Source organism: Enterococcus sp. AZ128 (assembly GCF_051714485.1).
Classification (GTDB): domain Bacteria; phylum Bacillota; class Bacilli; order Lactobacillales; family Enterococcaceae; genus Enterococcus_A.
In genome coordinates this window covers 488,922-514,826 of record NZ_JBIORZ010000001.1, presented here as the reverse complement: position 1 = coordinate 514,826, position 25,905 = coordinate 488,922, and the positions used below count along the sequence as shown (strand labels likewise).

The following is a 25,905-nucleotide window of genomic DNA, read 5'->3' as shown; positions in this document are numbered from 1 at the left end:
TCTTCATATTCTCCTTTTGATGAGTTAAGCTAATTATTCTGACTTTTTTCCTCGATTTCCAGTTGGATACGTTTCGCATCATCCTCAGTTCGCGCGATCATCAAAACGCCGTCATCATCATTTAAAGTTGTAAACAAAATTTTTATAAATTGTTTTTCCAGCAAATTTGCGCAAGCTGAGGCATTTCCAGGCAATGTTTTCACACTAACAAACTTCTCCATTTGATCAACAGACACAACGGCATCTTTCAAAAGATCCGCTAATTTTTCGTTCACGTCCTCTTGCTCTTTACGTGGAATACTGTAACGATATCCACCGTTTTGTGCTGGTACTTTAATCAATTTCATTTCCTTGATATCTCGTGAAATCGTAGCTTGAGTTACCGTGACACCTTGCTGCGCAAGGATCTCTACAAAATCCTCTTGCTTCTTCACATCGTGTTCACTCAACAGTTGAGTAATAATACGGTGCCGCTCTTGTTTTCGCATTTCTTCCCCTCCCGATTACTTGTCTAGTTGTTGATGTGCCTCTGACACGACCTTTTCCAGATCAATCTCTGGATTCAGTACTCCCAATTCAGCTCCTTTTTTTAAGTGAGCGAGAAATTCAATATTCCCTTCACCGCCAGTAATGGGAGAAAATGTTAATTCTTGTATATCGAACCCATGCATCACGGCAAAATTCGTAATCTCTTCTAACACCATCAAATGTGTTTTAGAATCCTTAATAATGCCTTTCTTTCCAACGTACTCTTTTCCGGCCTCGAATTGGGGTTTGATCAGCGCAACCACATCACCATTATCTGTTAAAATTTCATGTAACGGCGGTAAGATTAGTTTTAATGAGATAAACGAAACATCAATTGTCGCAAAATTTGGTTGCCCCTTATCAAAGTCAGCTAATTTTGAATAGCGGAAATTTGTACGTTCCATCACTACTACTCGTTCATCTTGGCGTAATTTCCACGCTAATTGATTGTAGCCAACATCCAAGGCATAGCTTAATGTCGCACCATTTTGTAAGGCAACATCTGTAAAGCCCCCCGTAGAAGAGCCGATATCCAATAGGATCTTTTTGTTGATAGTTACATCAAATTCTTTTAAAGCCTTCTCCAATTTTAAGCCACCACGAGAAACATACGCTAAACGTTGACCTTTTACTTGTAAAATCGTCTCAATCGGAATCTTTTCACCAGGTTTGTCCAGCCGTTCATTTTTTTGGTCATAAACTAAACCAGCCATCACGCCGCGTTTGGCTTTTTCTCTAGTTTCAAAAAGGCCTTGATTAAACGCTAATACGTCGACACGTTCTTTTTTCATGTTGTCCCCTACTTCTTAAATAGATTTAACTTTCTAAGGTAAAAAGTGCTAATAATTCCTCGAAAATTTTAGGTTTAAATTCTGCAGCTCCCACTAATTGTTGAATCGTCGTTTCTGCCTGGGCTAACTCATCTGCTAGAGCTTGTTTGGCTCCTTCTAAACCTAATAATGCTGGATAGGTGCTTTTATCTGATTTTTCGTCTTGCCCAACTTTTTTTCCTAATTCTTCGGTAGTACTTATTACATCCAATAGATCATCACGAATCTGAAAGGCTAATCCAACATGTCCGCCCAGCTTTTCGAGCAGCTCGATTACATACTCAGTCTGGTCCGCTAAAATACCGCCAGCAACAAAGGCATAAGTTAACAGTGCGCCTGTTTTTCCACGATGGATCGCTTTTAATTCATTTAGAGGAACATGCTGTTTTTCCGCTGCCATGTCTCCGGCTTGTCCTGCAACCATACCGCCAATCCCCGCGGCTTTAGCTAAAAGCTGAATTAATAAAACATTTTCTGTTGAATTTAATGTCGTCTCGCTAATTAATTGAAAGGCGCCAGTTAAAAGACCGTCGCCAGCTAAAATAGCTAACGCCTCACCGAAAATCTTATGATTCGTCGGCTTGCCGCGACGTAAATCATCATTGTCCATCGCTGGAAGATCATCATGGATCAACGAATACGTGTGAATCATTTCAAGAGCACCCGCGGTTTGATATACAGGTGTCGTCAATTCTTTTTGAAAGGCTCTCACAGTGGCTAAAATAATCAATGGACGAATTCTTTTTCCCCCCGCTTTAATCGAATAAAACATGCTTTCCTTCAGCTCTTCATGGGTGGTATAGCTGCTGATAAAATCAATGATCTCTTTTTCGACCTTGGGTAGCTCTTCAGCAGAAAGCTGCTGCAACATTTAAGCTTCCTCCTCACCGGTAAAAGGCACTTCTTCATCATCGCTCATCATTTTAGTTAATGTTTTTTCTGCTTTAGTTAGCGTATCTTGGCATTGCTTGCTTAAAACCATTCCTTTTTGAAAGGCTTCTAAAGCTTCTTCTAGCGGCACATCACCGCGCTCTAATTGTGTTACGATCGTTTCTAGTTGTGTTATTGATTCTTCAAAGGTTGTATTTTCCATTATGATTCCCCTTCTTCAATTTCTATGATCGATGCCTTTACGTTGCCATCAACAAAATGTACGGTCATTTCTTTTTTGTCTAACTCTTTTACTGAACGAATCACGTGCTCATCTTGGGTTGTATAAGTAAAACCACGTCCCATCGTTTTCAACGGACTTAGTAAATCAAGAGAGGTAATGGCTTGCTGTACCCGGCGCTGTTGATTTTCTAAATAGCCCTGCATTTGCTGCTGTAAACGCTCTTGTAAATAGGTCATTTGCTGCTGTGCTTGTTTAACACGATTGATTGGATTGGCTTGAGCTAAACGGTTGCTGTACAGCATCAATTCTCGTTCTCGCTGATTGACCAAAACCGTCATATTTTGTTGTAATTGCTGCGTTAATCGATCTAATTGGATACTTTGCGCTTCATATAGTCGATTTGGTTGTCTAAAAATGTACGATTGCTGCAAACGTTCAAAACGTTCCTTTTTCCGTTGCAATTGATGCAAGAAGGCTTGTTCTAAACGGGCTTGTTTTTCTTTAATCCGTAAGATTTCTTCGGATAACACAGGCACTACTAGCTCAGCCGCCGCGGTCGGTGTTGCTGCACGAACATCTGCAACTAAATCAGCGATCGTCGTATCCGTTTCGTGACCTACTGAAGAAATGATCGGTATTGAAGAAGCTGCAATCGCTCGGGCAACGATTTCTTCATTGAAGGGCCACAGATCCTCGATTGATCCGCCGCCACGTCCAATAATCATCGTATCAAAATCCATAGATTCGGCCTTTTTGATATTTTTGACGATATCGGCGGCAGCCTTGTCGCCCTGCACTAATGTTGGGAATAAAACCAGCTGTGTAATGGGATAACGTCGTTTTACCGTAGTAATGATGTCTCGAATGACTGCCCCGCTAGGACTTGTAATCACTGCGATTCGTTTTGGATAGTGCGGCAAAGCTTTCTTGGGTTGTGTAAACAACCCTTCTTTATCCAATTTTTCCCGCAGTTCTGCCAAAGCTTGATATAAAGCGCCGACACCATCAGGCTCCATATGATCAATGTAAATTTGATAATTGCCGCTGGCTTCATACAATGCTACACGCCCAACAACCAGCACTTTCATCCCTTCTTTTGGTGCAAACTTCAGTTTTTGAAAAGCACCTTTGAACATGATGGCACTGATTTTGGAGCGTTCATCCTTCAAGCTGAAGTACTGATGACTATTCGCACGCATCCGGAAATTTGATATTTCTCCGGTCAAATAGACCCGCTCTAAATAGGGGTCTACATCGAATTTTCGTTTAATATATTTGTTTAACGCACTAATAGTTAAATACTCTTGTGCCATTTAAACACCTCTTTGCTATTCGTGTTCCAATACTTGCCGTTCGCAGCATTCCACTGTTTGCTGCATCAGCATTGTAATGGTCATAGGACCTACTCCACCGGGAACAGGAGTAATATAACCGGCGATTGGTTCAACTTCATCGAACTTCACATCACCAATCAGTTTACCTTCTTCGTTTCGGTTCATACCCACATCAATCACAACGGCTCCTGGTTTAACAAACTCTTTAGTAACAAAATGACCTCTGCCGATTGCTACAACTAAAATGTCCGCTTTACTAGCGATTTTTTCTAAATCTTCCGTTTTAGAATGAGTTAATGTTACTGTGGCATCCGCGCCCAATAATAGGATGGCCATTGGTTTACCGACAATATTACTGCGCCCAATCACAACGGCTTGCTTTCCTGCTAAAGGAATATCGTATTCTTCAAACATTTTCATAATGCCGTACGGGGTGCAAGGAATAGTATGAGGCATTCCTGCAAATAAGCGTCCCATATTCATTGGATGGAAGCCGTCAACATCCTTTAGTGGATTGATCGCAAGCAATACTTTTTCTTCGTCAATATGTTTTGGCAGCGGCAGCTGCACTAGAATGCCATGGAACTCATCCGAATTATTGTAGGCTTCAATTTCTTTGATCAACTCGGCTTCAGTAATCGTTTCTGGATAACGTTTTACTTCAGAATGAATCCCGATTTTTTTGGCCGCACGTTCCTTATTTCTTACATAAATTTGACTAGCGGAGTTCTCTCCAACTAATAAAACGATTAATCCTGGATGAATTCCCTTTGCTGCTAAATTTTCGACTTGTTCCGCTGTTTCTTGTTGAAGCTTTGCTGCTAATTCTTTTCCATTGATAAGTTGTGCCACGTTCATTCCCCGCTTCTTTCTCTGTATAGTTTAAATAAAGCTGGGAAAAATAGCTAATTAGCTATTTGCCCCAGCTTCATCGATCTCTTTCATTACATTTGATAAGATTCCATTGACGAACTTTCTTGATTGATCATCACTGAAAGTTTTGGCCAATTCGATTGCTTCATTTAGAACCACTCGATTTGGTACTTGAGTGTTGTACAACATCTCATAGATTCCTAGTCGCAAGATAATCAAATCCATTTTTGCAATTCGTTGAATCGACCAGTTAGAACGTAGATGCTTTTGAATAATTTCGTCTAGCTCCGCTTGGTGTTCCACAACTCCGCCAACTAACTCATCAAGATAGACAGGGATAAAGGCTTCTTCGTCTTCACTGACAAACGCTTGTTGGTCAATGCTTAATGCATGATTAATGGCGTCTTTTTTTGTTAACTCTTGATTGAAATCTAATGGGAATAGCGCCTGTAAGGCTTTTTCCCGAATCTCATGACGTGATAATTCTTTACTCATTATTTTCCTCTTCATCATTGAATAATTCTTCTAGGGTTGGCTGTTCTAATTTTTCAGCAACAACACCGACTACATGGATGTTCACTTCACTTAACGCCACGTCTGTCATAAATAAAACTTGCTGTTTTACGCGTTCTTGCATAGCCATTGCTACTTTTGGTACCGAAGTGCCGTAGTCGAAATAAGAATAGATGTCGACTTTCAGCCCATCCTCATCATTTTTAAGGTATACACCTTTTCCATGAGCTGCTTTACCAAGTAATTCAGTCACATTGCTGGCTAAAGAACCGCGCATACCATAGACGCCATCGACTTTAGAAGCCGCAATTCCGATAATTACTTCGATTACTTCTGGTGCAATGATAATCTCACCAAGTTCAGGGCTAGCGCCTAAAACTAAATTTTTTTCATCTGCCATCTTACTCTCTCCTTATTCCTCCAAATATACTTATTTTTCCTAACAGAAAAATAAGTTTGATGGTTCTACCATTCAAATAGATATACGCCATCGATTCTGTATTTATTATTAAAAAATCCGCTAGTTCATTAATAAAAACTAAACTTTTCTGTCGGAAACATTCAATTGGTTTTTACACCCATACCGTTTCTTTATTATACTAATGGTGCCAAGAAAAACCGCAATCCTTTATGCTCGAGAAACGTAACTGCCATCCTGCGTATTAACGATCAGCTTGTCTCCTTGGTTCACAAAAAATGGAACATTGACGGTCAAACCTGTTTCCATCACAGCAGGTTTTGAACCGCCTGATGACGTATCGCCTTTGATGTTCGGTTCAGTTTCCGCAACTTCCAATGTTACAGTATTTGGAAGATCCACACCTAAGACTTCGTTGCCGTACATAATAACGGTTAATTCCGTGTTTTCTAATACGTATAACATCTCTTCCGCTACTTGTTGTTTAGGTAATTCAATTTGTTCGTAGCTTTGCATATCCATAAAGACGTAGTTGTCACCATCGTCATAAAGATATTGCATTTTATTGTTATCAATTTGAGCTTTCGCTACTTTTTCACCTGCACGGAACGTTTTTTCTTGCATAGCTCCAGTACGTAGATTTTTAAGTTTTGAACGAACGAAGGCCGCACCTTTACCTGGCTTCACATGTTGAAAGTCGACTACGCGCCAAATACCGCCGTCCACCTCGATAGTCAAACCAGTTTTAAAATCGTTTACTGAAATCATGATACTTCCTCCTAATTCAATGAAAGGAAATCAATAGTAACCTTCTAGTTTTAATATAGAAGAAAAGATTTCCTGCATGTTGTTGCCCCATCTTTACAGATTTGGTTATAGTTTATCATTTCTTGTTTACTTACGCTACCACTACTCTATCACTGCTAGTTCTTTTTAATGTCCCCTTTACTCTCAATGAAAAACAGGTGCCGATTTTCTGCTTTAATTTCACTAAAAAGCTAAGAAAACAAACAATACCTATAAAAGAATCAGTTCTTTCGATGATTGGGTCAGAATTCGATTTCCCTCTGGTAAAATGACCAGATCGTCTTCGATTCGAACACCGCCAAGTCCAGCTAAATAAATCCCTGGTTCATCAGTAATGATATTCCCAGCTTTTAACGGCTCATCATTAGAACGACTAATATTCGGACCTTCATGAATTTCCATACCAATGCCATGTCCAGTAGAATGTCCAAATGCCTCGCCGTAGCCAGCTTCAGTGATAAAATCTCGAGCGACTGCATCTAATTGTGCGCCAGTCACACCAGGTTGTGCCACTTCAATAACCTTTCGCTGCGCTTCTAAAACGATGTGATAAATATCCTTCAACTGCTGTCCAGGATCTCCTATAGCAAAAGTGCGCGTGATATCCGAAACATAGCCTTGATAAACACACCCAAAATCAAGGGTAATCAAATCCCCTTGCTCAATCTTTTTTTCACTAGCAACGCCATGTGGCAAAGCTGAGCGTGCACCGCTAGCCACAATCGTCTCAAACGATGTCCCTGTCGCTCCAAGTGAACGCATGAAGAAATCTAACTGATTGGCTACCTCTATTTCCGTCATGCCTGGACGGATCATTTTTAAGACGTGCTCGAACCCTTCATCAGCGATCGCACAAGCCTTTTCAATAATAGCGATCTCTCCATCGTCCTTTTGTTCCCGTAATTTCTCGATCAAGCCACTAGCAGGAGCCAGTTCTGCATCGATCACTTCTTCGAAAACAGAATACTCCGCATAGGTCAGAAACGCATCCTCAAAACCAAGTACGTTGATCTGTTCACTTTCAATCAACTTGATGATCTCACCAACGATATCTCCCTGATGCTGGATGATCGTCATCCCTTGGACCTGCTCACTTGCTTGCTCTGTATAACGGAAATCAGTAATGAAGAACGCGTTGTCTAATGTAATCATTGCCAAACCAGCCGTTCCAGTAAAATTCGTCAAATAACGAAGATTGGCCGGACTTGTTACTAAGTACGCATCAATTACTTCCTTTTTCATCAATGCACGTAGATTTTCAATTCGTCTTATCATTCTTATCACCCGCCTACCATTATAACAAAGAGTTTCAAAAAGCTGAACGAACACGGCTATAAAATCGAAAAAGTCCGCGTTCAAACACGAAAAAACAGAAGCCGATCACTCAGCTTCTGTTTGGTTCTCATCGTCGGCCTGTAAAAAATGAAACGACTGCTACTACGACCACTGCACCTAAGATCGATGGCACTAACGCCATTCCTGCCAAATGCGGTCCCCAGTGACCAAAAATCGCTTGACCGATATAGGAACCTGCCAAACCTGCAATAATGTTAAATATGCAGCCCATTTGCTTTCCACGTCCAGAAAGACTGCCGCCAATCGCTCCGATCACAGCGCCTACTATTAATGTCCAAATCATGATTATCCCTCCATTTTTTAGTGTAGCATACATTTTTTTAATCTATAAAATCTAAACAGCCATCGCGATTGTCAAGTACTCAGCAGCAGTTTATTTAGAAAGTTTCGCAAATGTGAAACTATGCTAAAGGTTGATTTGTCCGCTTTTATACCTATGTAAGCGGCTAAATCAATCCATAAAAACGCTTTTTCGCCACATCCTGTTAATAACTTTTTATTGGATTAAATCCGATCGAAGTTTCACGCTGTTTTTCTCCCAATCAATCGTATCTATGTGGTACGGGAAATCACCACTTAAAGAAAAACTGCCAACCTCTGGTATATTGACTTTATTCATTCGTGCGCTCCCTTTAGCTAAGTAGCCTGTCCCCATTTTTAACATGTCTTTCAAGTTGAGATTGCTGCCAGAATACTCCTTGACCGTCCCATAGTTATTGGTAATAGAGGACAATCGCGGACGAACTGTTTTACGTTTCATTAATCGGATAATATCTTCCTGTCGTTCAAATACATCAATTCGACCATCCTGATCGATCTGATAAGTAATATAGGCATCGATTTCAGCTAAAGTCAGACGATGCTCACCTTTTGAAAACTGTTTTTTATTTTTTAATGCTGTGAAATCTTTATAGACTGTCACAGGCATTTTGCCATCTGCTTCAAGACCTGCTTCCTTCACACCGTTTAAACTATCTTCTTTTTTCAAAATCAAATATTTTTTTATTTCTATAGAAAAAGCTACTGAAAAATAGGCTAAGAATTTTTCAATCGGTACTTGCGTATACAATTCACCTAGTGTCAATTTCTGAATGTTTATTTCTGGAGAAACCCGCAACAAACTATTTACGCCGCTGGTCAAATCATAAACAAAAAAACTTGAATACTCTCGGTCATCAAATACAAACAAAACTTTCATGACGATCTTCCTCTCTGAAACAAGTTTATTAAAGTTCGAAAGAAAAAACATCCGCCGGAAGTCTGAGGTTTAAAATACAAAAAAGCCGAACGTCTATAAACTATCTAAATTAATAGAGGGATTATCGTCCGACTTCATATTTTTCTATTTATTCTACATACTGAGTATCATTAATTTTATCTACTGAGTATTTACCATTTTTATACTTCAATGTTGTTACGCTGCAATTATCGATGGCTTCACCTTGATACTCACCAGGAACTAACATTTCTAATAATGTAGGTATCATACTACCAGATGATACAATCAACACTTTTTTTGCCTTTTTCTTTTTCGCATCAGCAATTACTTTATCCATTGCTGCTTGTCCTCTTTTAGTAATATCTTTATACGTTTCCGCAACTTTTAGCGAATCACTTTCAGCAATAGCATCTGCTACACCTTCGTCACCTAATTTATTGACTAACTCATCGTAGTCCGTCCACTCCTCATCAAACTTCAGGCCATTTGCCTCGAAAATCGGTGTTCACATCTCAGCATTCGTCTTACCTTCAAATCCACCGTAGTTCCATTCTTTGAAACCGTCGTGTTCAGAGATTTTTGGTGTCTTATTTTTATTCTGTGCTAAGATCAATTTTGCAGTATTTCTTTGACGACCTAAATCACTGGAATAGGCTAAATCAAATTTTGTATTCTTCATTCCTTTTCCAACTTGTTTTGCCTGCGCGCTCCCTTTGTCTGTCAACGGTGAGTCTGCGAATCCTTGAACTTGACCCGTTGTATTGAAGAACGTCTTCCCATGCCGTACGAGATAGATCGTTACTTCATCTTTATCTTTTTTATCCGCAGCTTTTTCTTTTGCCTGAGCGGAAATACCTGTGGTCAAACTAAGCCCTAATAACGTCACGAACAATAATCCCCAAATTTTCCTCATTCCGATAATTCCTCCCCATTGCTCTTAATTACTTTTTGGTACCAGTCAAAAGAATCTTTTTTGGAACGCTGTAAGCTTCCTCTGCCTTCATTATCTAAATCAACATAAATGAAACCATAACGTTTGCTCATTTCTCCGGTACTAGCACTAACTAAATCGATTGGTCCCCAAGTTAAGTAGCCAAAACATTCAACATAATCTTCTTCCACTGCTTGCTTAACTGCCTGAATATGTTTTTTTAGATAAGCAATTCGATAATTATCATGAACCGTTTCGTTTTCGACTTGATCAACAGCACCCAAACCGTTTTCGGTAATAATAATTGGTAACTCGTATTTCCGATACAAGTAATTCATCACATAGCGAATACCTACTGGATCAATGCCCCAGCCCCATTTTGACTGTTCCAAATAAGGGTTTTGAATACCGCCAAACAAAGCCGCTTCACCTTCCACAGGCGTATTCGGTTCTGAAATACTAGACATATAGTAATTTAATCCAATGAAATCAATCGAACCTTTAGCAAAATCCTCGATATCACTTAGCTGATCCTCTAAATCGATATTCAAGGCTTGATAGTGTTTCATCTTGTATTTAGGGAATTTCCCGTTGCACATCGCATCAACTTGATAATAATCGCGATCATTATCCAAAAATCCTTTCAACACATTATCTGGTTGACAGTCATAAGAATAAATCGGGTTCAATCCAAAAACACAGCCAATCTTATTTTCTGGATTTATCTCACGTCCTAAACGCACTGCTTTGACCCCTGCCAGCGTCATGTTGTAACCGATTCGCGCTAAGTCCTCTGCCGGATTTTCCATGTCGCTATATTTCAAACCTGCGATTAAATACGTAAAAATATCTGATTGTTCGGTTTGCGGATCAAGATGGTTCATTTCATTAAAGGTTACCCAATGCTTGACTTTGCCATCGTACGCTCGCATCACTGTCTCACAATAATGCAGATAGAAATCGATCACTTGGCGATTTTTCCACGAACCATATTCGCGAACCAGATGAATCGGCATTTCAAAATGGTACAAAGTAACAATTGGTTCAATACCATTGGCGATTAATTCATCGATCACATCGCCATAAAAATCAAGTCCTGCTAAGTTTGGTTCCTGTTCATCACCTTTTGGAAAAATCCGTGACCAATCGATCGAGATTCGCAAGGCAGTGAAACCCATCTCCTTGAATAGCTTGATATCTTCTTTGTAACGATGATAAAAATCGATTCCCAAATGTGAGGGGTAGTCTAAGTTAGGTTCAATATTCTCATAAATTGTTCGCGGCTCTTTATTCGAACCCTTTGTTACAAAATCCATGATCGCTGGGCCTTTGCCACCCTCTTGCCAAGCACCTTCACACTGATGGGCGGCGATACTGCCGCCCCAGAAAAAGTCTTTCGTAAATGTCATTTGCTTCTCCTTTTTACAAAATTACTGTCAGTAATTCATCGCCTTGTTCATTACTAGCTGAGATCACATCAAGATAGTCATTTGAATTCGTTACGACCACGATAATTACCGGGTCAAAACCAGCTTCTTCTACTTTATCAGCTTGATATTTTGCTAAGATGTCCCCTTTTTTGACTTCCTGTCCTTTTTCTACGAAGCTTTCAAAGTATTTACCTTCTAGATTTACAGTATCAACACCAATATGGATTAATAATTCCACACCATTCTTCGTTGTAATGCCATACGCATGTTTGGTTGGGAATGCAACTGTTACAGTTCCTTCAACCGGTGAAATGATCATTTCCTTTGCTTGAGCCGGTATGATTCCGACGCCTTTTCCAAGTGCACCTGAGGCAAATGCTTTATCACTAATTTCGCTTAATGGAACGACAGAACCTTCAGCAATTTTACCAATACAGACTTGTTTCAATCCTTGGTTGCTTTCTAACGCCTCAACAAGTTCTTTTTCCTCAATCTCTTCTTCTGATTCTTCTTTAGGAATACCGATACCATACGCCACAGCTGTAGCACCAACAAAGCCAACGACGACACTAATTATCATCCAAATAAAGTTACTTGTTCCACCTGCCAGATATGTTGGTAATGATGCTAAGCCCCAAACAAATCCCATCGTTTTCACACCAGCTAACCCGGCAATTAGTCCACCTAGTCCACCACCGATAATGACCGCTAAAAATGGACGACGATACTTAACAAAAACCCCAAATACAGCTGGTTCAGTAATTCCCATTAAGGCACTAAAACTGACCGTACCGAACATTTGACGTTGATGGCCTTTTTTTGCACGTAAAAAGTAACCAAACATCGCACCACAAACTGCAACATCAGAAATTGTTGCCGCATGCATGATAATTGGGTCATAGCCTACAGTTCCTAAGAAGTTCAGCACGATTGGATAAGTAAAGTTGGCAGCTCCCAAGACGATCAAGAATGGTTGGAAAGCTGCATACAAGACAACCACAATCCAGTTACCAATCGTATTCATTAACACATCAAAGAAGGCACTTACCCCATCACCAATCAATGTTCCGATTGGACCAAAAACGACTAGAATAACTGGGAATGTTAGCACAAGAGATAATGCAGGAACTAAGAAATATTGCAACCCACTTGGAATAATTTTCTTCAAGTATTTTGTTACGATACTCAGGAACCAAACGCCCAACAAGATCGGAATAAAGGTATTCGCATACCCAATCGTTGGCAGACCATAACCGAATAATTCCAATCCTTTCGCTCCATCAATATTAGTAGAAAGTAATCCGACAGCTAATGCCATTGCTACATATTCGTTTAGTTTCATCCTTTTGGCTGCTGACGCCGCGATAAATACTGGCAAGAAATGGAACACACCGCCTCGTAACGTATCAAAAATCATATAAGTCGAACTATCTTTTGAAACTAAGCCAGTTAATGAAATGATGGCCATAATCCCTGCGATCATTCCGGCTGCTAATAAAACTTCTATAATAGAAGTCATGGTTTCTGAAATCATGACCAAGATTGACGAGGCAATTCCTTTGATTCCTTTTGCTTTTGCCTTTTCGGCCTCCTCGCCATCAGGTTTCAAGCCAAGCATCGCCATAAACTCATTGTAGACATCCGTAACATGTGTTCCGACAATGATTTGATATGCAACCTCATTGGAGACCACATCAATCACACCATCCAAATTTTTGATTTCTTCTGTTTTGGCTAAGCTTCGGTCCTCTAGTGTTAAGCGCAGACGGGTCACACAGTGAGCGACTGCTTTGATATTATCTTTGCCGCCGACTAATTCAATCAGTTGTTTATTTAATTTTTCATAACTCATTTTTTATCCTCCACTCTTTCTGTCACACGATTAATGTGTAACATCAAATAGGTCTCTTCATTAATTGAGATTTCTAATTTAAATTGTGATTGCACATAAATCTTCATTTTTTGCACCGTTTTAAAAGATTCTGGATACAGTTGACATACTTGCTTATACAACTCGATTGTTTCCGATCCATTATTAAAAATTTCACCGTCAATGATTCGTTGCACAAAATATTGGAGATGAGTTGTGAATCGCATGTAATTAGTTGATTCCTCATCTAGCGTAATATTAAAATGGTGCTCCACGATTGAAACAAGATCACTAAGTGTACGCATCTCCAATACATGGTCTTTCCTGCTCTCGCGGCTTTCTTCCATGTTTACAAAATGCAAACACAATGAGACAGCTTCGTCTTCCGGCAGTTGTAGCCCCTTTTGCTCTTCGATCATTTTTAAAGCCTTAAGGCCGACTTTGAAATGGTCTGGATAGAAACGTTTCGTATCCCATATCAACGGACTTTTAATAAACTGTTGCTTTTCCACTCGCTTCAACAAGAACTCCAGGTGATCAAGAAGAGCCAAACTCAAATAATCACTTGCCTTGATTCCCAATTGTTCTTCTCCATAGGAAATAATATTGCTGATCAAAAGAATATCGTTTGGATCTGAATGAGCCAATAAATAGCTGAAATGATCCAGCATATCAAAGGAATCAAGAATATACATCTTCTCAACTTCCTCTTCTGTGATTTGCTGTCCTTTTTTCTTTTTGAAACCAATTCCTTTTGCAACGACGAAGACCTCATTTCCTCCCCGTTTCACCAATGCAACGTTATTATTTAAGATTTGGCTGATCTTCATTTTTTCCTCCTTTCCAGAAAAAAAACCCAAGAAAGTATACAAGGGGACCTTGATCTCCTACTATACTTTCTTGAGTTCTGCCTGATTGTATTCAGTAACATACTCACAATCATAGCTCCAGCGCCATGATCGGTCTTTTCTCTTTATTATTTTATAATTTCATTCTAAGTGATGAAATTATAATTGTCAACGCTTTCTTATATAGATTGCATGTTTGTTTTTTTTTTAACTGTTTAAATCAAAAGAAAAAAATTGTTATTTAAACTAAACAATGCTGTCTTTGTCAGAAAGAAACAAGCAATGATATAGTAAATGCGGAGAAAGGGTTGCGAAAAAACTATTAGAAAAATCCTAAATTGAAAAAACTCGTATTGATAAATTTGTCAATAGTCGGCATCACTATACACATCATAAATCCAATTTCCCTTAGAACTATGACAGCAGGTCTTGGTTAGTCATTAAAAAGGAACTTCTTACTACATAATTTAGTACAGATAATCATCCCTGTTATCAGTATTCCTACACCTTTCATTGCCGATTATCCCTTAGATAGATTTCATTAAATTGCTTAATGTGTTCATGAAGAAAAGAAAAAGCTGTCAACTTCAGTATTCTGCGTAATAGCGATCCTTATTCAGTTATTAAATAGAACTAAAAAATCGTCAAACTAATACGAACTAATCCCACGCGTATGTCATTTTCTTTCGAACTGTTGTTAATTTGTCAGTTAACCTTTGACAAATTGAACAGCACTCGCTCAATTTGCGGAACTCCTCGACAATTGGATTCTTTTCCCAGTGTCTTTACACAAAGCAGAGAAATCATGTTATGGTTGATTTGAGAGGATTCATAATAACGAAGACATACTTTTTTCAGTCAAAATAAAAAATGAAATGAGGTTGATCTGATGAAAATTACGACTGTAAAAACCTATGAAGCGATGAGTGAATTGGCAGCGACTACTATTCTGGCAAAAATGCATGCCGGCCGACGAGTAAACTGCGCGTTGACAGCTGGTTCTACGCCTGAAAGGGCCTATGAACTAGTTATTGCTCGTATGAAAAATAGCTCTGTGTATGAGCATTTCCATGTTTATACCTTTGACGGCGGTCCGCTTGAGCATACGGAGCACACCACAACTTACCTTGAAATGAAGAAAATATTCTATGATCCAGCAGCTATCAAGGAAGAAAATATCCACGAGATAACACTGAAAAATTATACAACTTTCGATCAGCAGATCGAGGACGACGGCGGACTTGATTTAATGGTGATTGGTTTAGGCAGTGATGGTCAATTTTGCGGCAACCTTCCGCAGACAACTAAGTTTGACAGCTTGTCCTACGAAGTTGAAATAAAACCTGAGTATCCTCGGTATGAGTTTGTCGCTGATCTGTACCGGTCTTATGATCAAGTGGTACCTAAATCCTTTGTGTCCATGGGGCCGCTGAGTGTTTTACGGGCAAAAGAAATACTATTGATCGTCAGCGGCAGTGATAAGGCGGAAGCTTTAGCCAAAATGCTAAAAGGGCCGCTGACTGAAAAATTTCCGGCTTCTGTTTTACGAAAACATTCGAATATCACAATAATTGCTGACGAAGAAGCAGCTAAATTGATCAATTAATGCTCTATAGTCAGACGGGATCAAAGAGGCTGCGTCAGAAGTGGTCAGCTTCAAGGAAAAAGGAGAGGTGACAGGAACTTTGTCACCTCTCCTTGCTTATTAATCGAGTTGACTTGCCGCTTCCTGGTCCAAAATCACCGTCAAATTTGGATGCAGACGTAAGACTGATGCTGGCACATCCTCGGTGATAGGACCCTCTAGAGCCTGCTTGATAATTGCCGCCTTCTTTTCACCGTTAGCAATCAGAACGAGTTCTTTAGCGGCTAAGACCGTTTGCGGTCCAAAAGTGACCATCTCATCTCCTAGCTTATCCGGGATCGAATCATCGAGCAGTTTATACAGTTCATCATCTGGGTTGATCGGCACACGATAAACCCCATAATCAAATGACGTGTACGCCGGCATGTTGCCGCAGAAGTGACCATCTTCGCCTATTCCCATCAATACAAGATCCAAACCGCCGTCTTCAGCGATTTTCCGATCATAATCTTGATAATTTTTCCCATCCAATATTTCGATGTTTTCTTCTTCAATATCTAATGGCAGAAACAGCTCATTCGTCAGAGCTTGCATCGTCAAACCGTATTCCTGTCCTTCCAAAGTAATTTCGTCAAAATTGTAAAAATATGCCAAACTCTGGTCGAAATATATTTGCCGCAAACGTTCGGCTAAGATCTCATATGCCCGTTTTGGTGAAGAGCCCGCGGTCAACGCTAAGTTTACCCGGCGATTTTCCGCCCACTTCATCAAAACGATATCTGCTGTGATTTGACTTAATGTTTCATAGTTGTCTGCTACTAATAATTTCATTTCAACACCTGCCCTTTTCTTTTAATGATAGCACAGTAAATAGAAGCCCTTTCTTTTCCCGAGTACGATCAACTAGGAATTTTCTCTCTTACTGGCATTTTCAAGATACAATTTTGCGGGCAGACCTCCACACAATCACCGCAGTTAATACATAGATCCGGATCGATGACCGCGACATTGTTCTCCATCTTAATTGCTTTTTGCGGACAGGCCTTCACGCAACGACTGCAAGTGATACAGCCCACATCACAGATTTTACGAACACTGCCCCCTTTGTCCAGATTTGAGCATGCTACGATTGAGGTATTCTCCGCCGGCAGCATTTTAAACAGGTTTTTCGGACAAGCGTTGATGCATTTCAAGCAGCCCACACATTTTTCAGGATCAACTTTAGCCACGCCATCAACGATGTGGAGCGCGTCATATTCGCAAACGACTTCGCAATCACCGAAGCCCATACAACCAAAGCGGCAATCTTGCGGACCGCCAAAAATTTGATTGGCACCGTAACAGGTCGTTGTTCCGGCGTAATCCATTTTGCTATTGGTAAATTCACAGATGCCGTTACAGCGAACAAAGGCCGCTACTTTCCTTACATCACCAACTTCGACACCTAGAATTTCAGACAATGCCTGGCGCGTAGTTGCACCGCCTGGTGTACAATTGGTGGCTCCCGCAGAGCCTTCTGCCATCGCTTTAGCATAGCCATCGCAACCAGAAAAGCCGCAAGCTCCGCAGTTGATTCCCGGCAAGGCTTCTCGCAGCGCCTCTTCTTTTTCATCGACCGGCTTATGAAAGATGATCGTCGCGAGTGAAAGAATGACCCCTGCGATCAATCCCATACCGCTAACGATGCCGATGGGTATCATGATTTCTGTCATTTATTTCACCCCCTACTGGAATAATCCTTCCGCCAATCCGGCAAATCCGAGAAACGACAACGAGACGATTGCCGCGGCGATCAACGTAATCGGCAAGCCTTGGAGCGACTCAGGAATATCGTTACCCTCTAATCGACCTCGTACGCCGGCGAAAATCACCATCGCCAACAGAAAACCGACACCCGCCGCAAATGAATTGACCAGCGATTGCATATAAGAATAATTCTTTGAAAAGTTCAAGATTGTTACGCCTAATACAGCACAGTTAGTAGTGATCAAAGGTAAATAGATTCCCAGCGCATTGTATAAAGGAGTCATGTAGCGCTTCATCACGACTTCTACCAATTGTACCAGCGCAGCGATAGTCAGAATAAAAACAATCGTCTGCAGATAATCTAACCCTAATGGAACCAGCAGCGAAGCATAGATCGGATAGGTCACCAATGTCGCCAATACCATGACAAAAGTAACGGCCAATGACATTCCCACCGCCGTATCCAATTTCTTTGATACCCCTAGAAATGGACAAATGCCTAAAAACTGAGACAAGACAAAATTATCCGTCAAAATACCAGCAACTAAAATCGTTACAAATATCTGCATTACTGATCACCCACCTTTTCATCACAAACAGTCGTGCAGGCTTCAGCAATCGGGCACGCGGTACAATCAATTTCCTTCGTTTGGCGATCACTCAATTTATTCGCAACCATTACCAGCATACCGAAAACGAAGAAACCGCCCGGCGGCAACAGCATAATCGTCATCGGAGGAATCACACCCGCGGTTATCGGAAATCCTAGAAAGGTTCCGCTGCCAAGCAACTCGCGAATTCCGCCCATGCATAGAAGCGCCATCGTGAAACCAACACCCATACCCAACCCATCTAGGGCCGAATGCAGGACTGTATTATCCTTTGCATAGGCCTCTGCCCGACCAAGAATAATACAATTCACAACGATCAAAGGTAAATAAATTCCTAACGTAGCATCCAAAGCGGGTGCTAATGCCTTGACGACTAATTGAACGACCGTCACAAATCCGGCAATAATGGTAATGAAAGCTGGGATTCTGACCCGATCAGGAATCACCTTGCGTAATAGAGAAATTACGACATTAGAGCCAAAAAGGACCACCGTCGCCGCTATTCCCATCCCGATACCATTTATCGCTGATGTGGTTACCGCCAAAGTAGGACAGGTTCCCAACATGAGGCGCAGGACGGGATTTTCTTTGATCAAGCCTTTAGTAAAAATTGCAGATACTTTTTCTTTTTCCATCGATACTCCCTCCTAATCCTCAGATTTAGCGACTTGTTCAAAAAGCGCAAGTGCTTCCTTCACTGATGCGGCTACGGCATTGGAAGATTTAGTCGCTCCCGTTACCGCTTGAACTTGATTTTTATTCGCAGGATCGTTTTTCACAACCTCTAGTGAATCACCAAGACCGCCAAACTGGTCAACAAATTCTTTTTTTGTCACATTTTGCCCAAGTCCCGGCGTTTCATTTGAGGCATCCAAGACATCCACGCCCACGACTTTTCCATCCTTGACCGCACTCATGACACTTACATCACTGCCATAGCCGTACGCTTTGGTTACGAAGAGATAACCAACCGTTTCGCCAGACCCGTTGAGTGCCTTATAGCCTTGATTCTCTCCCGATACTTTGATCTCTTGAAAATCATCTGCTTTAATCAATTGGCTCATCACGCTTTGCGTTTGATCCCATTCTTGTTTGGCGATGCGGTCTTTGAACACGGCGCGTGTCCCCGCCACTGCAAAGGTAATTACCAGGCAAATAATGAACAAACAAAGCGCATCGGTAAAAATGACTTTGGAACTGGAACGCTTCATTTCACCTTCGCCCCCTCACCAAAAACTTTCGGAATCGTCAAACTTTCAATATGAGGGACTAGGATATTCATTAATAAAATGGCGTAAGAAACGCCCTCCGGCAGCGCCGCAAAGAAACGAATCAAAACGGTGACGATTCCACAGCCGATCCCAAAGATGATTTTGCCGTTTCTTGTAATCGGCGAAGTTGTATAATCAGTCGCCATGAAAATAGCTCCTAATAATAATCCGCCAGACATCATTTGATACAATGGGTCGCCTCCCAGCAACGTGGAGAAAACGACTACGGTACCAATGAAGCAAAGCGGGATAAGCGGCGAAATCACTTTTCTAGCGACTAAATAGACGCCCCCCATAAGCAGGGCCAATGCGCACGTTTCACCTAAACTTCCTGCTCGGATACCCAAAAACATATCCAATAATGACGGAATCTTTTGCCCTGTTTGCGAGGCAGAGAAATAAGTTGCTGAAGAAATGACATCTGGACGGAACATATAATAATTTAACGGCGGCTGCCAAGTACTCATCTGAGACGCAAAAGACATCATCAAAATAATGCGGGCGGTAATCGCTGGGTTAACGAAGTTTTGACCCACTCCCCCGAAAAATTCCTTCACGATCACGATCGCGATCACACCACCTAAAATAGCCATCCAAAAAGGCAGCGTAACCGGCAGGTTCAATGCTAAGAGAATCCCTGTAACTACTGCTGTTAGATTGTGAATCGAATCTGGCCGCTTCAAGATTTTTCTCGTGACATACTCGCTGGCGACACAGGCCGCCACGGTGACGATAATCAGGATAAGCGCGCGAAAACCAAATATAATAGTAGAAGCAACAATTGCCGGAACTAACGCAATGATCACATCCAGCATGATACTGCGGCTGCTGCGTCCGCAGTGAAGATGCGGCGAAATGGAAACAGGTAATTTGTTCATTTGGCGGCCTCCCTTTCTAACTGTTTTGCTCGTTTCATCGACTGAACAAGTCGACGTCCCGCGGGACAAACGAAGGCACAGCATCCACATTCCATACACGCAGACACATTCAGCTTCTTCAAGCCTGCTGTGTCATTGTTCCTTGTGCAGCGTTCAATCTGCACCGGCAATAACGACATCGGACAAGCCTCCACACAACGTCCGCAGCGGATACATGGTGATTCTTCCGGCAAACGTTGAGCCTCTGATAAAATCGTGATCGCATTCGTTTGCTTAGTGATCGGCAGTTCCGTTGAAAATTGCGCAATCCCCATCATTGGACCGCCTAGGATAATTTTGCTAGGTTCGTCGATCAAACCGCCGCAAAAGTTTATGACATCGCCAATCGGCGTCCCAACTGGAACAACTACATTTTTCGGCTGCGCGATATTTCCATCTACCGTCAATCTTTTATGAGTCAAAGGCATGCCGATCTCGATATAACGCTGCAATAATGAAATCGTCGAGATGTTCATGATCAAACAGCCTACCTCAGATGGCAGCTTCCCTGGCGGTATTTTACGCCCGGTTGTTGCATAAACAAGCATTTTTTCTGCGCCTTGGGGATACAATGAAGGAATCTCCATCACATCGATTGTCGGATCAAGATCTGCTAGTTCATTCAAATGATCCCGCAACTTTCTTAAGCCCTTTGGTTTATTGCTTTCAATCCCAACGACGCCATGAGCAATACTCAGATGCTTCATCACCGCCTGCATCCCTGCGATGATCCGATCAGGGTACTCCAAGCTTTCACGATAATCTGACGTAATAAAGGGCTCGCACTCCGCTCCGTTGATTACTAAGGTATCGATCGGCGTCTCTTCACTGACATTCAATTTCACGTGCATAGGAAAACCAGCCCCGCCGATCCCGACAATCCCGCTTTCTCTGGCGGCCCTTAACAAATCCTCCTTTGAATTGATTTCGATGGGTCTTGGTTCTGGAAATTCTACTGGTAAGCCATCGCTGGCAATATGGATCGCATCACACATTTGGCCATTCGCCATCAAAACAGGTTTGATTCCTTTGACCTTGCCAGAAACAGAGGCGTGGATCGGTGCCGAGACAAAGGCCTCTGAATCACCGATTACTTGACCGACAGTGACGATGTCCCCTTTCTTAACCGTTGGTTTACAGACACCACCAATATGCTGCTGCATCGGAATCGTAACAATTTTCGGCGGCTCCATAAAAACGCTTTCAAATTCTGCCGTATTTTTATTATGGGGGACTTTGACACCTCCTTTAAATTTTGCGATTGCTTTCGTTAATGTATCCATAGACAAACCTCCCCTGTGATTAAACAGACTCGTTTAGTTTCATTGTTCATTTGAGACAGCTTTTTCAGTACCTGTGACCAACGTTTTCCCCGAAATAATTTAAAAGAAGACGAACAATATGGTTGAAGAAAATGTATAGCAAACGGCCAGCTCGCAGTTGTTCATCCCGATTCCATTGCCCTTTCGAGTAAAAAGTTTTTTTGCATAAGAATAATTAATTCACAAAGTCATCCATAAGCTGAAACTCCAATTTTATCAGTAATCTTCTATATTTATGATAGCATAATGAAAAACAAATGTAATTATCTTTCACAAAGTTACGCAAAAAAAGTGCCTAGACTTGCTAGACACTTTTTTCGTTTCTATTATAACTAAGGCGTATTAGAAATCGTCCATTGTAGGGTGGTTTGGTAATTTCCAACTTGTTTAGGTGTGTTTTTAGGTACGAAAAGTTGAAATTGGTTCAACGGCAGCTCGACATAACCGGCATCTGTAGTACTGCTTAAATTCATCAACAGCATCTGCGCATTTGGTGTCATATGAATCGTTTGATTGTCGATCGAAGAATAATTTTGAAAATTAGTGTTTAAAACACCTAACGCGATATCGAGTCTTGCGCTAGTCAAACTTTTTTGACTACTCGTCCAGTTATTGGATTGCGCAACTTTTAATTGCCAGGCTTTCGCGGAAGTTCGGGTATCATCTATACGAACCGTCCCCGTTTGCAATGGATTGGCACTGTTTCCGCCAACATATGCGTTCCACGTCTCATCCACTTTGGTTTGAATCGGATGGGTCCCGAAATTCAAACTACTCGGCAGCAATTCACTCTTCATCGCTAATGAACCTGCAGAAAAATAAATGGCGGTGCTGCTGCCAAAATTACTTAATAATTGAACATCAAAATTATCTGTTTGAAAAATCCCGCCGCGGATCGAAGCCGCATAGTCTTGGGTCAAACCTGCCGGACTTGATACGAATGTAGGGATCGAAACAGTCGTTACTCCTAGGATCGAGGCCGCGACCAGATTTTTACTTACAAGGGAGTTTTGATCACCCAATGCACTGATTACTCCGGTCAAGCCAGATAAAACACTGTCTAAAAGCGCACTGATCAGCACATTTGGCACGATTCCAGAGACAATTGTTTTGATTGCCTGCAATCGTAGGACCAAGGCGTTGGTCAGGATCGGTAATAAGCCTTGATTGATATCTGCCCTTAACAAAGTAGGCGAATATTGTTCGACCGGAGCAGCAAATGTTTGATGACCAAAATTCTCACTGTTCAATGCCGCAATTGCATTATTGAGATTCGTTACGAGTGTTCCTGTACCAAGTAAGCCGATTAATGACGCTAATAAATCCAAAGTGGTTCCGGTGACGCCCTTTATATCTGACGCAAGAACAGTAATCGTCGTATCCACACTGGCAGCTCCATTTGCTTGAACTTTTCCAGTTAGTTGCGTAGGCAGATTGATAAATGCATATTTGACTCCGGTCCTGCCTGCCGTCGCACTAATAGCGGTCGTCCCATTGATCTTAAAAGTTACTGGTTGATTCGCCACATTCAGATAAGGTGCCGCCGCGGTGGTTCCGCTAGTATTACTCGCCTGTGTACTCGTAAATAAATCAAGCGAAACAGCGCTCACAATCATATTGGAACTTGTTAGAAAAAGAAATAGTGCGCCGATTATTACCCAAAGCTTATGAAGCAAACGAGTCCGCGTTTTCTTCATCTCATTTCCCCCTTCATTCTCCAGCATTTTGATCCAGTCAAAAATTTCCTGTACGAGAAAATAATCGATTAACGCCATTTTAATCGAAAAATAAACATCCTTTTGTTTGCGCTGACAGCACCGATTATCACTAAAGATTACTGGATTCCTTTACCTTCTCTATTCATTAAACAAGGATTTAGAAATTGTGAAAAATAGTTTGCTTAATTGTGAAGAAAGCGTGAGCAATTCGATAGCGCTTTTTTTAATCTGCGCTATATAATGCCGACATAAGCTTCACACTCTTTTCTGCGCAGAAAAGACGCTCTTTGTTTTGAAAACGATCCGCTGAGGACGGGGAAAGGAGGAGTCAATTGAAGAAACAGATCCTAGTCATTTTAAGTTTTCTGTCACTCTTCGTTGTTCTTTCTTCACAAGCCGAGGCTACTGTCACAAATGGCAAGGTGCAATATTATTTTGATAGCAGTACCGTCAATACAGAAAGTTCTGCCAGCAGTACAACAAAGGTAATATCTGATACGGAAAAACGAACTATACGAGGCAGCCAGCCTAACGGTACTGGTAGTTCTCGCTTGTTGCAAACAAATGATCAACGAAATATTTTCTTAATCATTATTGGAGTATTGATTCTCACAATCGCTCTTTTAGGATGGCGAATCACCCAAAATAGGAGGAAAAACACATGAAAAAACAATTTGCTCTGCTAATTGCCGGCCTTTTTGCTGGTAGTATCTTGGCCTTTTCAACTAGTGCTCATGCCGTTGATACGACTGGTACTGTCGACTATACCGATGGCGGTATCACCTTTGACCCGCAGGTTCCTGGAAACGCCAGTGCTTCATTGCCTCAAAGTTTGAATTTTGGTTCTCACGCGATCCAAACCAAAGCTGATGAGACTTGGGTCGCTACCAGCGATGGCGACCAAGAATCACCTGTAACAACTGGTCAAGTTGCGATCAGCGACAATCGCGGAAATTCATCAACAGGCTGGACAGTAAAAGTAAACGAACCTACACAGTTCACTGCTAATTCAAGCCCGTTGACTGGTGCTGCTCTAAGCTTCACAGTAGGTACACTGACTAATAACGTGAACGCCGCACCAACCGGAACTCGGATCGCAAACGGCGCCAAAACAACCATGCTAGTCAATCAATCGGTTTCAGTTCTGACAGCTCAACCTAATGAAGGTGCTGGTGAAACGGCATTGCCGATCACAAAATTTGAATTGAATGTGCCAAAGGATACAGCAAAACAACAGGCACAATACCAAACAACCTTAGTCTGGACATTTTCTGCAACACCAAGTTAAAAGTTAGGATGGAATCCCGTCAATAGCCTCGCCTACTGTGAAGGCGGCCATAGGCTGTTCGACTATGATTCTGTCCTTTGACTGATAGATGGGAAAAGAAAAATTGAGAGAGACTCTTCCATTACGCGGAAAATACAATTGAAATGAAGGAGAGAAAACATGCTGAAGAAGTTATTGAACCCATTCATACGAGGAGCGTTTCTCGTTCTGGCTTTTTCCTTTTTACCAATTGTCGCTCATGGAGAGTCGTTGGATAGTTTCGATGCGGTGATCCACCCTTCGGAACACCAAATTGATAAGGATCAGCTTTATTATGATTTGCAATACCAGCCAGGTGAAAACGAACGATTGACCGTAACTGTAACAAATCGGACTGAGAAACCGATCCAGTTAAAAACCAGCTTCAATCGCGCGGTCACAAATAGTCTGGGTGTCGTCGAATATTCCGGCATGAACCAAGATAAGAGTGATTTCGGGCCGAATATTACTGACTACGTCACACTCAAGGATAAGGAAATCGACCTGGCGGCAAACGAATCAAAAGATATTCACCTTGATGTCAAGATGCCGGACAAAGAATTTGAGGGAGTTCTCGCCGGTGGCCTGTACATGGAACAGATCTCGACAGAAAAAATCGAGGGCAATATCAAAAATATCTTCTCGCGAGAAATTGCGGTCTTGCTGCAAAATAATACCAGCAAGATCAAACCAGGCCTGAAGATCACAAAGGCCCGAGCTGCACAAGCGAACAGTCGAAATGCAATAAACGTAACGATCGACAATCAGAAGGCAACCTATGTTAAAGATGTCGCGATCGATTATCACGTCGAAAAAGACGGCAAATCAATCGCTAAAGGTCAAAATAAGCAATTAACATTGGCACCAAGTTCGCGTATGCCCTATTTGATTCAAATGGATAACACGGAATTTTCACCAGGCACCTATACTGTCAAAATGAAGGTTCGTGCTGGTGATCAAAAATGGCAGGCAAGTCCAACATTCACGATCAATCAAGAAAAAGCCGCCGATTATAATAAAAAAGATGTCTCAATCAAAGAAACATCGCCGAATCTTTGGATTTGGGGCGGGATTGCCGTGATCATCATTCTACTAGCTGTCGTAATCTTCATGTATAACAGAAACAGGAATTTGAAGAAGAAACTAGATGGAAAATAAATTTACTAAGCCGACGCTTCTTAATTGAAGCGTCGGTTTTTAGTTTTAAAAAGGATGGAAATCATTTTTTTGACAGGATACCTCGACCGCTGACAATCGTAATAAAACAAACTTTTCTATCAGGCAGTTCTTTTCAGAGCCTGTTGACTTCGGCGACAAAACAAAATACTATAAGTGATAGTAGTCTATCCACTATCACT

27 protein-coding genes and 1 pseudogene are annotated in these 25,905 nt (G+C 41.4%); 4 read left to right on the top strand and 24 right to left on the bottom strand.

Going from position 1 to position 25,905, the window contains the following annotated elements:
- Positions 1 to 29: 29 nt before the first annotated feature.
- The 16 genes and pseudogenes from IGI38_RS02410 to IGI38_RS02335 all read right to left on the bottom strand — a co-directional run bounded on the left by IGI38_RS02410 (position 30) and on the right by IGI38_RS02335 (position 14,053).
- The gene (locus IGI38_RS02410; RefSeq protein WP_438726229.1) at positions 30 to 488 is read right to left on the bottom strand and encodes an arginine repressor; all 459 of its coding nucleotides are present in this window, start codon (positions 486 to 488) and stop codon (positions 30 to 32) included.
- Positions 489 to 503: 15 nt separating this feature from the next.
- Positions 504 to 1,319 (bottom strand): TlyA family RNA methyltransferase, encoded by an 816-nt coding sequence (locus IGI38_RS02405; protein WP_438726227.1) that lies wholly within the window; start codon positions 1,317 to 1,319, stop codon positions 504 to 506.
- Positions 1,320 to 1,344: 25 nt separating this feature from the next.
- Positions 1,345 to 2,229 carry a polyprenyl synthetase family protein gene (locus tag IGI38_RS02400; RefSeq protein WP_438726225.1) on the bottom strand — a complete coding sequence of 295 codons (885 nt, stop codon included), beginning with the start codon at positions 2,227 to 2,229 and terminating at the stop codon, positions 1,345 to 1,347.
- Positions 2,230 to 2,451, bottom strand: a complete 222-nt coding sequence (locus tag IGI38_RS02395) for an exodeoxyribonuclease VII small subunit (protein WP_438726223.1) — start codon at positions 2,449 to 2,451, stop codon at positions 2,230 to 2,232.
- Positions 2,451 to 3,785 carry an exodeoxyribonuclease VII large subunit gene (xseA, locus tag IGI38_RS02390; protein ID WP_438726221.1) on the bottom strand — a complete coding sequence of 445 codons (1,335 nt, stop codon included), beginning with the start codon at positions 3,783 to 3,785 and terminating at the stop codon, positions 2,451 to 2,453. Before xseA ends, IGI38_RS02395 begins: the two co-directional genes overlap by 1 nt.
- Positions 3,786 to 3,800: 15 nt before the next feature.
- On the bottom strand, positions 3,801 to 4,658 hold the full coding sequence (locus IGI38_RS02385; RefSeq protein ID WP_438726219.1) for a bifunctional methylenetetrahydrofolate dehydrogenase/methenyltetrahydrofolate cyclohydrolase: 858 nt from the start codon (positions 4,656 to 4,658) through the stop codon (positions 3,801 to 3,803).
- A gap of 57 nt (positions 4,659 to 4,715) precedes the next feature.
- Positions 4,716 to 5,174 carry a transcription antitermination factor NusB gene (nusB, locus tag IGI38_RS02380; RefSeq protein WP_438726216.1) on the bottom strand — a complete coding sequence of 153 codons (459 nt, stop codon included), beginning with the start codon at positions 5,172 to 5,174 and terminating at the stop codon, positions 4,716 to 4,718.
- Positions 5,167 to 5,592 (bottom strand): Asp23/Gls24 family envelope stress response protein, encoded by a 426-nt coding sequence (locus tag IGI38_RS02375; protein WP_438726214.1) that lies wholly within the window; start codon positions 5,590 to 5,592, stop codon positions 5,167 to 5,169. The genes nusB and IGI38_RS02375 overlap by 8 nt, the downstream gene beginning before the upstream one ends.
- A gap of 228 nt (positions 5,593 to 5,820) precedes the next feature.
- Entirely contained in the window at positions 5,821 to 6,378 is a 558-nt protein-coding gene (gene efp / locus IGI38_RS02370) for an elongation factor P (RefSeq protein WP_438726211.1), read from the bottom strand.
- A 249-nt stretch (positions 6,379 to 6,627) separates the two neighbouring features.
- The gene (locus IGI38_RS02365) at positions 6,628 to 7,692 is read right to left on the bottom strand and encodes a M24 family metallopeptidase (protein ID WP_438726208.1); all 1,065 of its coding nucleotides are present in this window, start codon (positions 7,690 to 7,692) and stop codon (positions 6,628 to 6,630) included.
- 127 nt (positions 7,693 to 7,819) lie between these two features.
- Positions 7,820 to 8,056: a GlsB/YeaQ/YmgE family stress response membrane protein gene (locus IGI38_RS02360; RefSeq protein WP_242550331.1), complete on the bottom strand. Its 237-nt coding sequence runs from the start codon at positions 8,054 to 8,056 to the stop codon at positions 7,820 to 7,822.
- A 213-nt stretch (positions 8,057 to 8,269) separates the two neighbouring features.
- Positions 8,270 to 8,971: a hypothetical protein gene (locus IGI38_RS02355; RefSeq protein WP_438726205.1), complete on the bottom strand. Its 702-nt coding sequence runs from the start codon at positions 8,969 to 8,971 to the stop codon at positions 8,270 to 8,272.
- Positions 8,972 to 9,119: 148 nt separating this feature from the next.
- Positions 9,120 to 9,905: pseudogene (locus tag IGI38_RS02350) on the bottom strand (histidine phosphatase family protein).
- Positions 9,902 to 11,332 carry a family 1 glycosylhydrolase gene (locus IGI38_RS02345; RefSeq protein WP_438726203.1) on the bottom strand — a complete coding sequence of 477 codons (1,431 nt, stop codon included), beginning with the start codon at positions 11,330 to 11,332 and terminating at the stop codon, positions 9,902 to 9,904. Before IGI38_RS02345 ends, IGI38_RS02350 begins: the two are co-directional and overlap by 4 nt.
- Positions 11,333 to 11,345: 13 nt before the next feature.
- Entirely contained in the window at positions 11,346 to 13,205 is a 1,860-nt protein-coding gene (locus IGI38_RS02340; protein WP_438726200.1) for a beta-glucoside-specific PTS transporter subunit IIABC, read from the bottom strand.
- Positions 13,202 to 14,053, bottom strand: a complete 852-nt coding sequence (locus IGI38_RS02335) for a PRD domain-containing protein (protein WP_438726197.1) — start codon at positions 14,051 to 14,053, stop codon at positions 13,202 to 13,204. The genes IGI38_RS02340 and IGI38_RS02335 overlap by 4 nt, the downstream gene beginning before the upstream one ends.
- A gap of 907 nt (positions 14,054 to 14,960) precedes the next feature.
- Here IGI38_RS02335 and IGI38_RS02330 point away from each other — a divergent pair.
- Positions 14,961 to 15,677, top strand: a complete 717-nt coding sequence (locus IGI38_RS02330) for a glucosamine-6-phosphate deaminase (RefSeq protein ID WP_438726195.1) — start codon at positions 14,961 to 14,963, stop codon at positions 15,675 to 15,677.
- Between the two features lie 99 nt (positions 15,678 to 15,776).
- On the opposite strand, the gene IGI38_RS02325 is transcribed toward IGI38_RS02330, so the two are convergent.
- The 8 genes from IGI38_RS02325 to IGI38_RS02290 all read right to left on the bottom strand — a co-directional run bounded on the left by IGI38_RS02325 (position 15,777) and on the right by IGI38_RS02290 (position 23,298).
- Positions 15,777 to 16,487 carry a glucosamine-6-phosphate deaminase gene (locus tag IGI38_RS02325; protein ID WP_438726193.1) on the bottom strand — a complete coding sequence of 237 codons (711 nt, stop codon included), beginning with the start codon at positions 16,485 to 16,487 and terminating at the stop codon, positions 15,777 to 15,779.
- 68 nt (positions 16,488 to 16,555) lie between these two features.
- Positions 16,556 to 17,368: an RnfABCDGE type electron transport complex subunit B gene (locus IGI38_RS02320; protein WP_438726191.1), complete on the bottom strand. Its 813-nt coding sequence runs from the start codon at positions 17,366 to 17,368 to the stop codon at positions 16,556 to 16,558.
- Positions 17,369 to 17,380: 12 nt separating this feature from the next.
- Positions 17,381 to 17,971: an electron transport complex protein RnfA gene (locus tag IGI38_RS02315; protein WP_438726188.1), complete on the bottom strand. Its 591-nt coding sequence runs from the start codon at positions 17,969 to 17,971 to the stop codon at positions 17,381 to 17,383.
- Complete coding sequence (gene rsxE, locus IGI38_RS02310; protein WP_438726186.1) at positions 17,971 to 18,648, bottom strand: electron transport complex subunit RsxE; 678 nt, start codon at positions 18,646 to 18,648, stop codon at positions 17,971 to 17,973. Before rsxE ends, IGI38_RS02315 begins: the two co-directional genes overlap by 1 nt.
- A gap of 12 nt (positions 18,649 to 18,660) precedes the next feature.
- Entirely contained in the window at positions 18,661 to 19,224 is a 564-nt protein-coding gene (locus tag IGI38_RS02305; RefSeq protein ID WP_438726183.1) for an FMN-binding protein, read from the bottom strand.
- Positions 19,221 to 20,162 (bottom strand): RnfABCDGE type electron transport complex subunit D, encoded by a 942-nt coding sequence (locus tag IGI38_RS02300; RefSeq protein WP_438726180.1) that lies wholly within the window; start codon positions 20,160 to 20,162, stop codon positions 19,221 to 19,223. Before IGI38_RS02300 ends, IGI38_RS02305 begins: the two co-directional genes overlap by 4 nt.
- A complete protein-coding gene (gene rsxC, locus IGI38_RS02295; RefSeq protein ID WP_438726178.1) occupies positions 20,159 to 21,484 on the bottom strand; it encodes an electron transport complex subunit RsxC in 1,326 nt (441 codons plus the stop codon). The genes IGI38_RS02300 and rsxC overlap by 4 nt, the downstream gene beginning before the upstream one ends.
- Before the next feature lie 371 nt (positions 21,485 to 21,855).
- A complete protein-coding gene (locus IGI38_RS02290; protein WP_438726176.1) occupies positions 21,856 to 23,298 on the bottom strand; it encodes an adhesive domain-containing protein in 1,443 nt (480 codons plus the stop codon).
- 275 nt (positions 23,299 to 23,573) lie between these two features.
- Here IGI38_RS02290 and IGI38_RS02285 point away from each other — a divergent pair, with 275 nt between their 5' ends.
- The 3 genes from IGI38_RS02285 to IGI38_RS02275 all read left to right on the top strand — a co-directional run bounded on the left by IGI38_RS02285 (position 23,574) and on the right by IGI38_RS02275 (position 25,705).
- Positions 23,574 to 23,906 (top strand): LPXTG cell wall anchor domain-containing protein, encoded by a 333-nt coding sequence (locus IGI38_RS02285; RefSeq protein ID WP_438726173.1) that lies wholly within the window; start codon positions 23,574 to 23,576, stop codon positions 23,904 to 23,906.
- Positions 23,903 to 24,529, top strand: a complete 627-nt coding sequence (locus IGI38_RS02280) for a WxL domain-containing protein (RefSeq protein ID WP_438726171.1) — start codon at positions 23,903 to 23,905, stop codon at positions 24,527 to 24,529. The genes IGI38_RS02285 and IGI38_RS02280 overlap by 4 nt, the downstream gene beginning before the upstream one ends.
- A gap of 159 nt (positions 24,530 to 24,688) precedes the next feature.
- Entirely contained in the window at positions 24,689 to 25,705 is a 1,017-nt protein-coding gene (locus IGI38_RS02275; protein WP_438726169.1) for a DUF916 and DUF3324 domain-containing protein, read from the top strand.
- Positions 25,706 to 25,905: the final 200 nt, after the last annotated feature.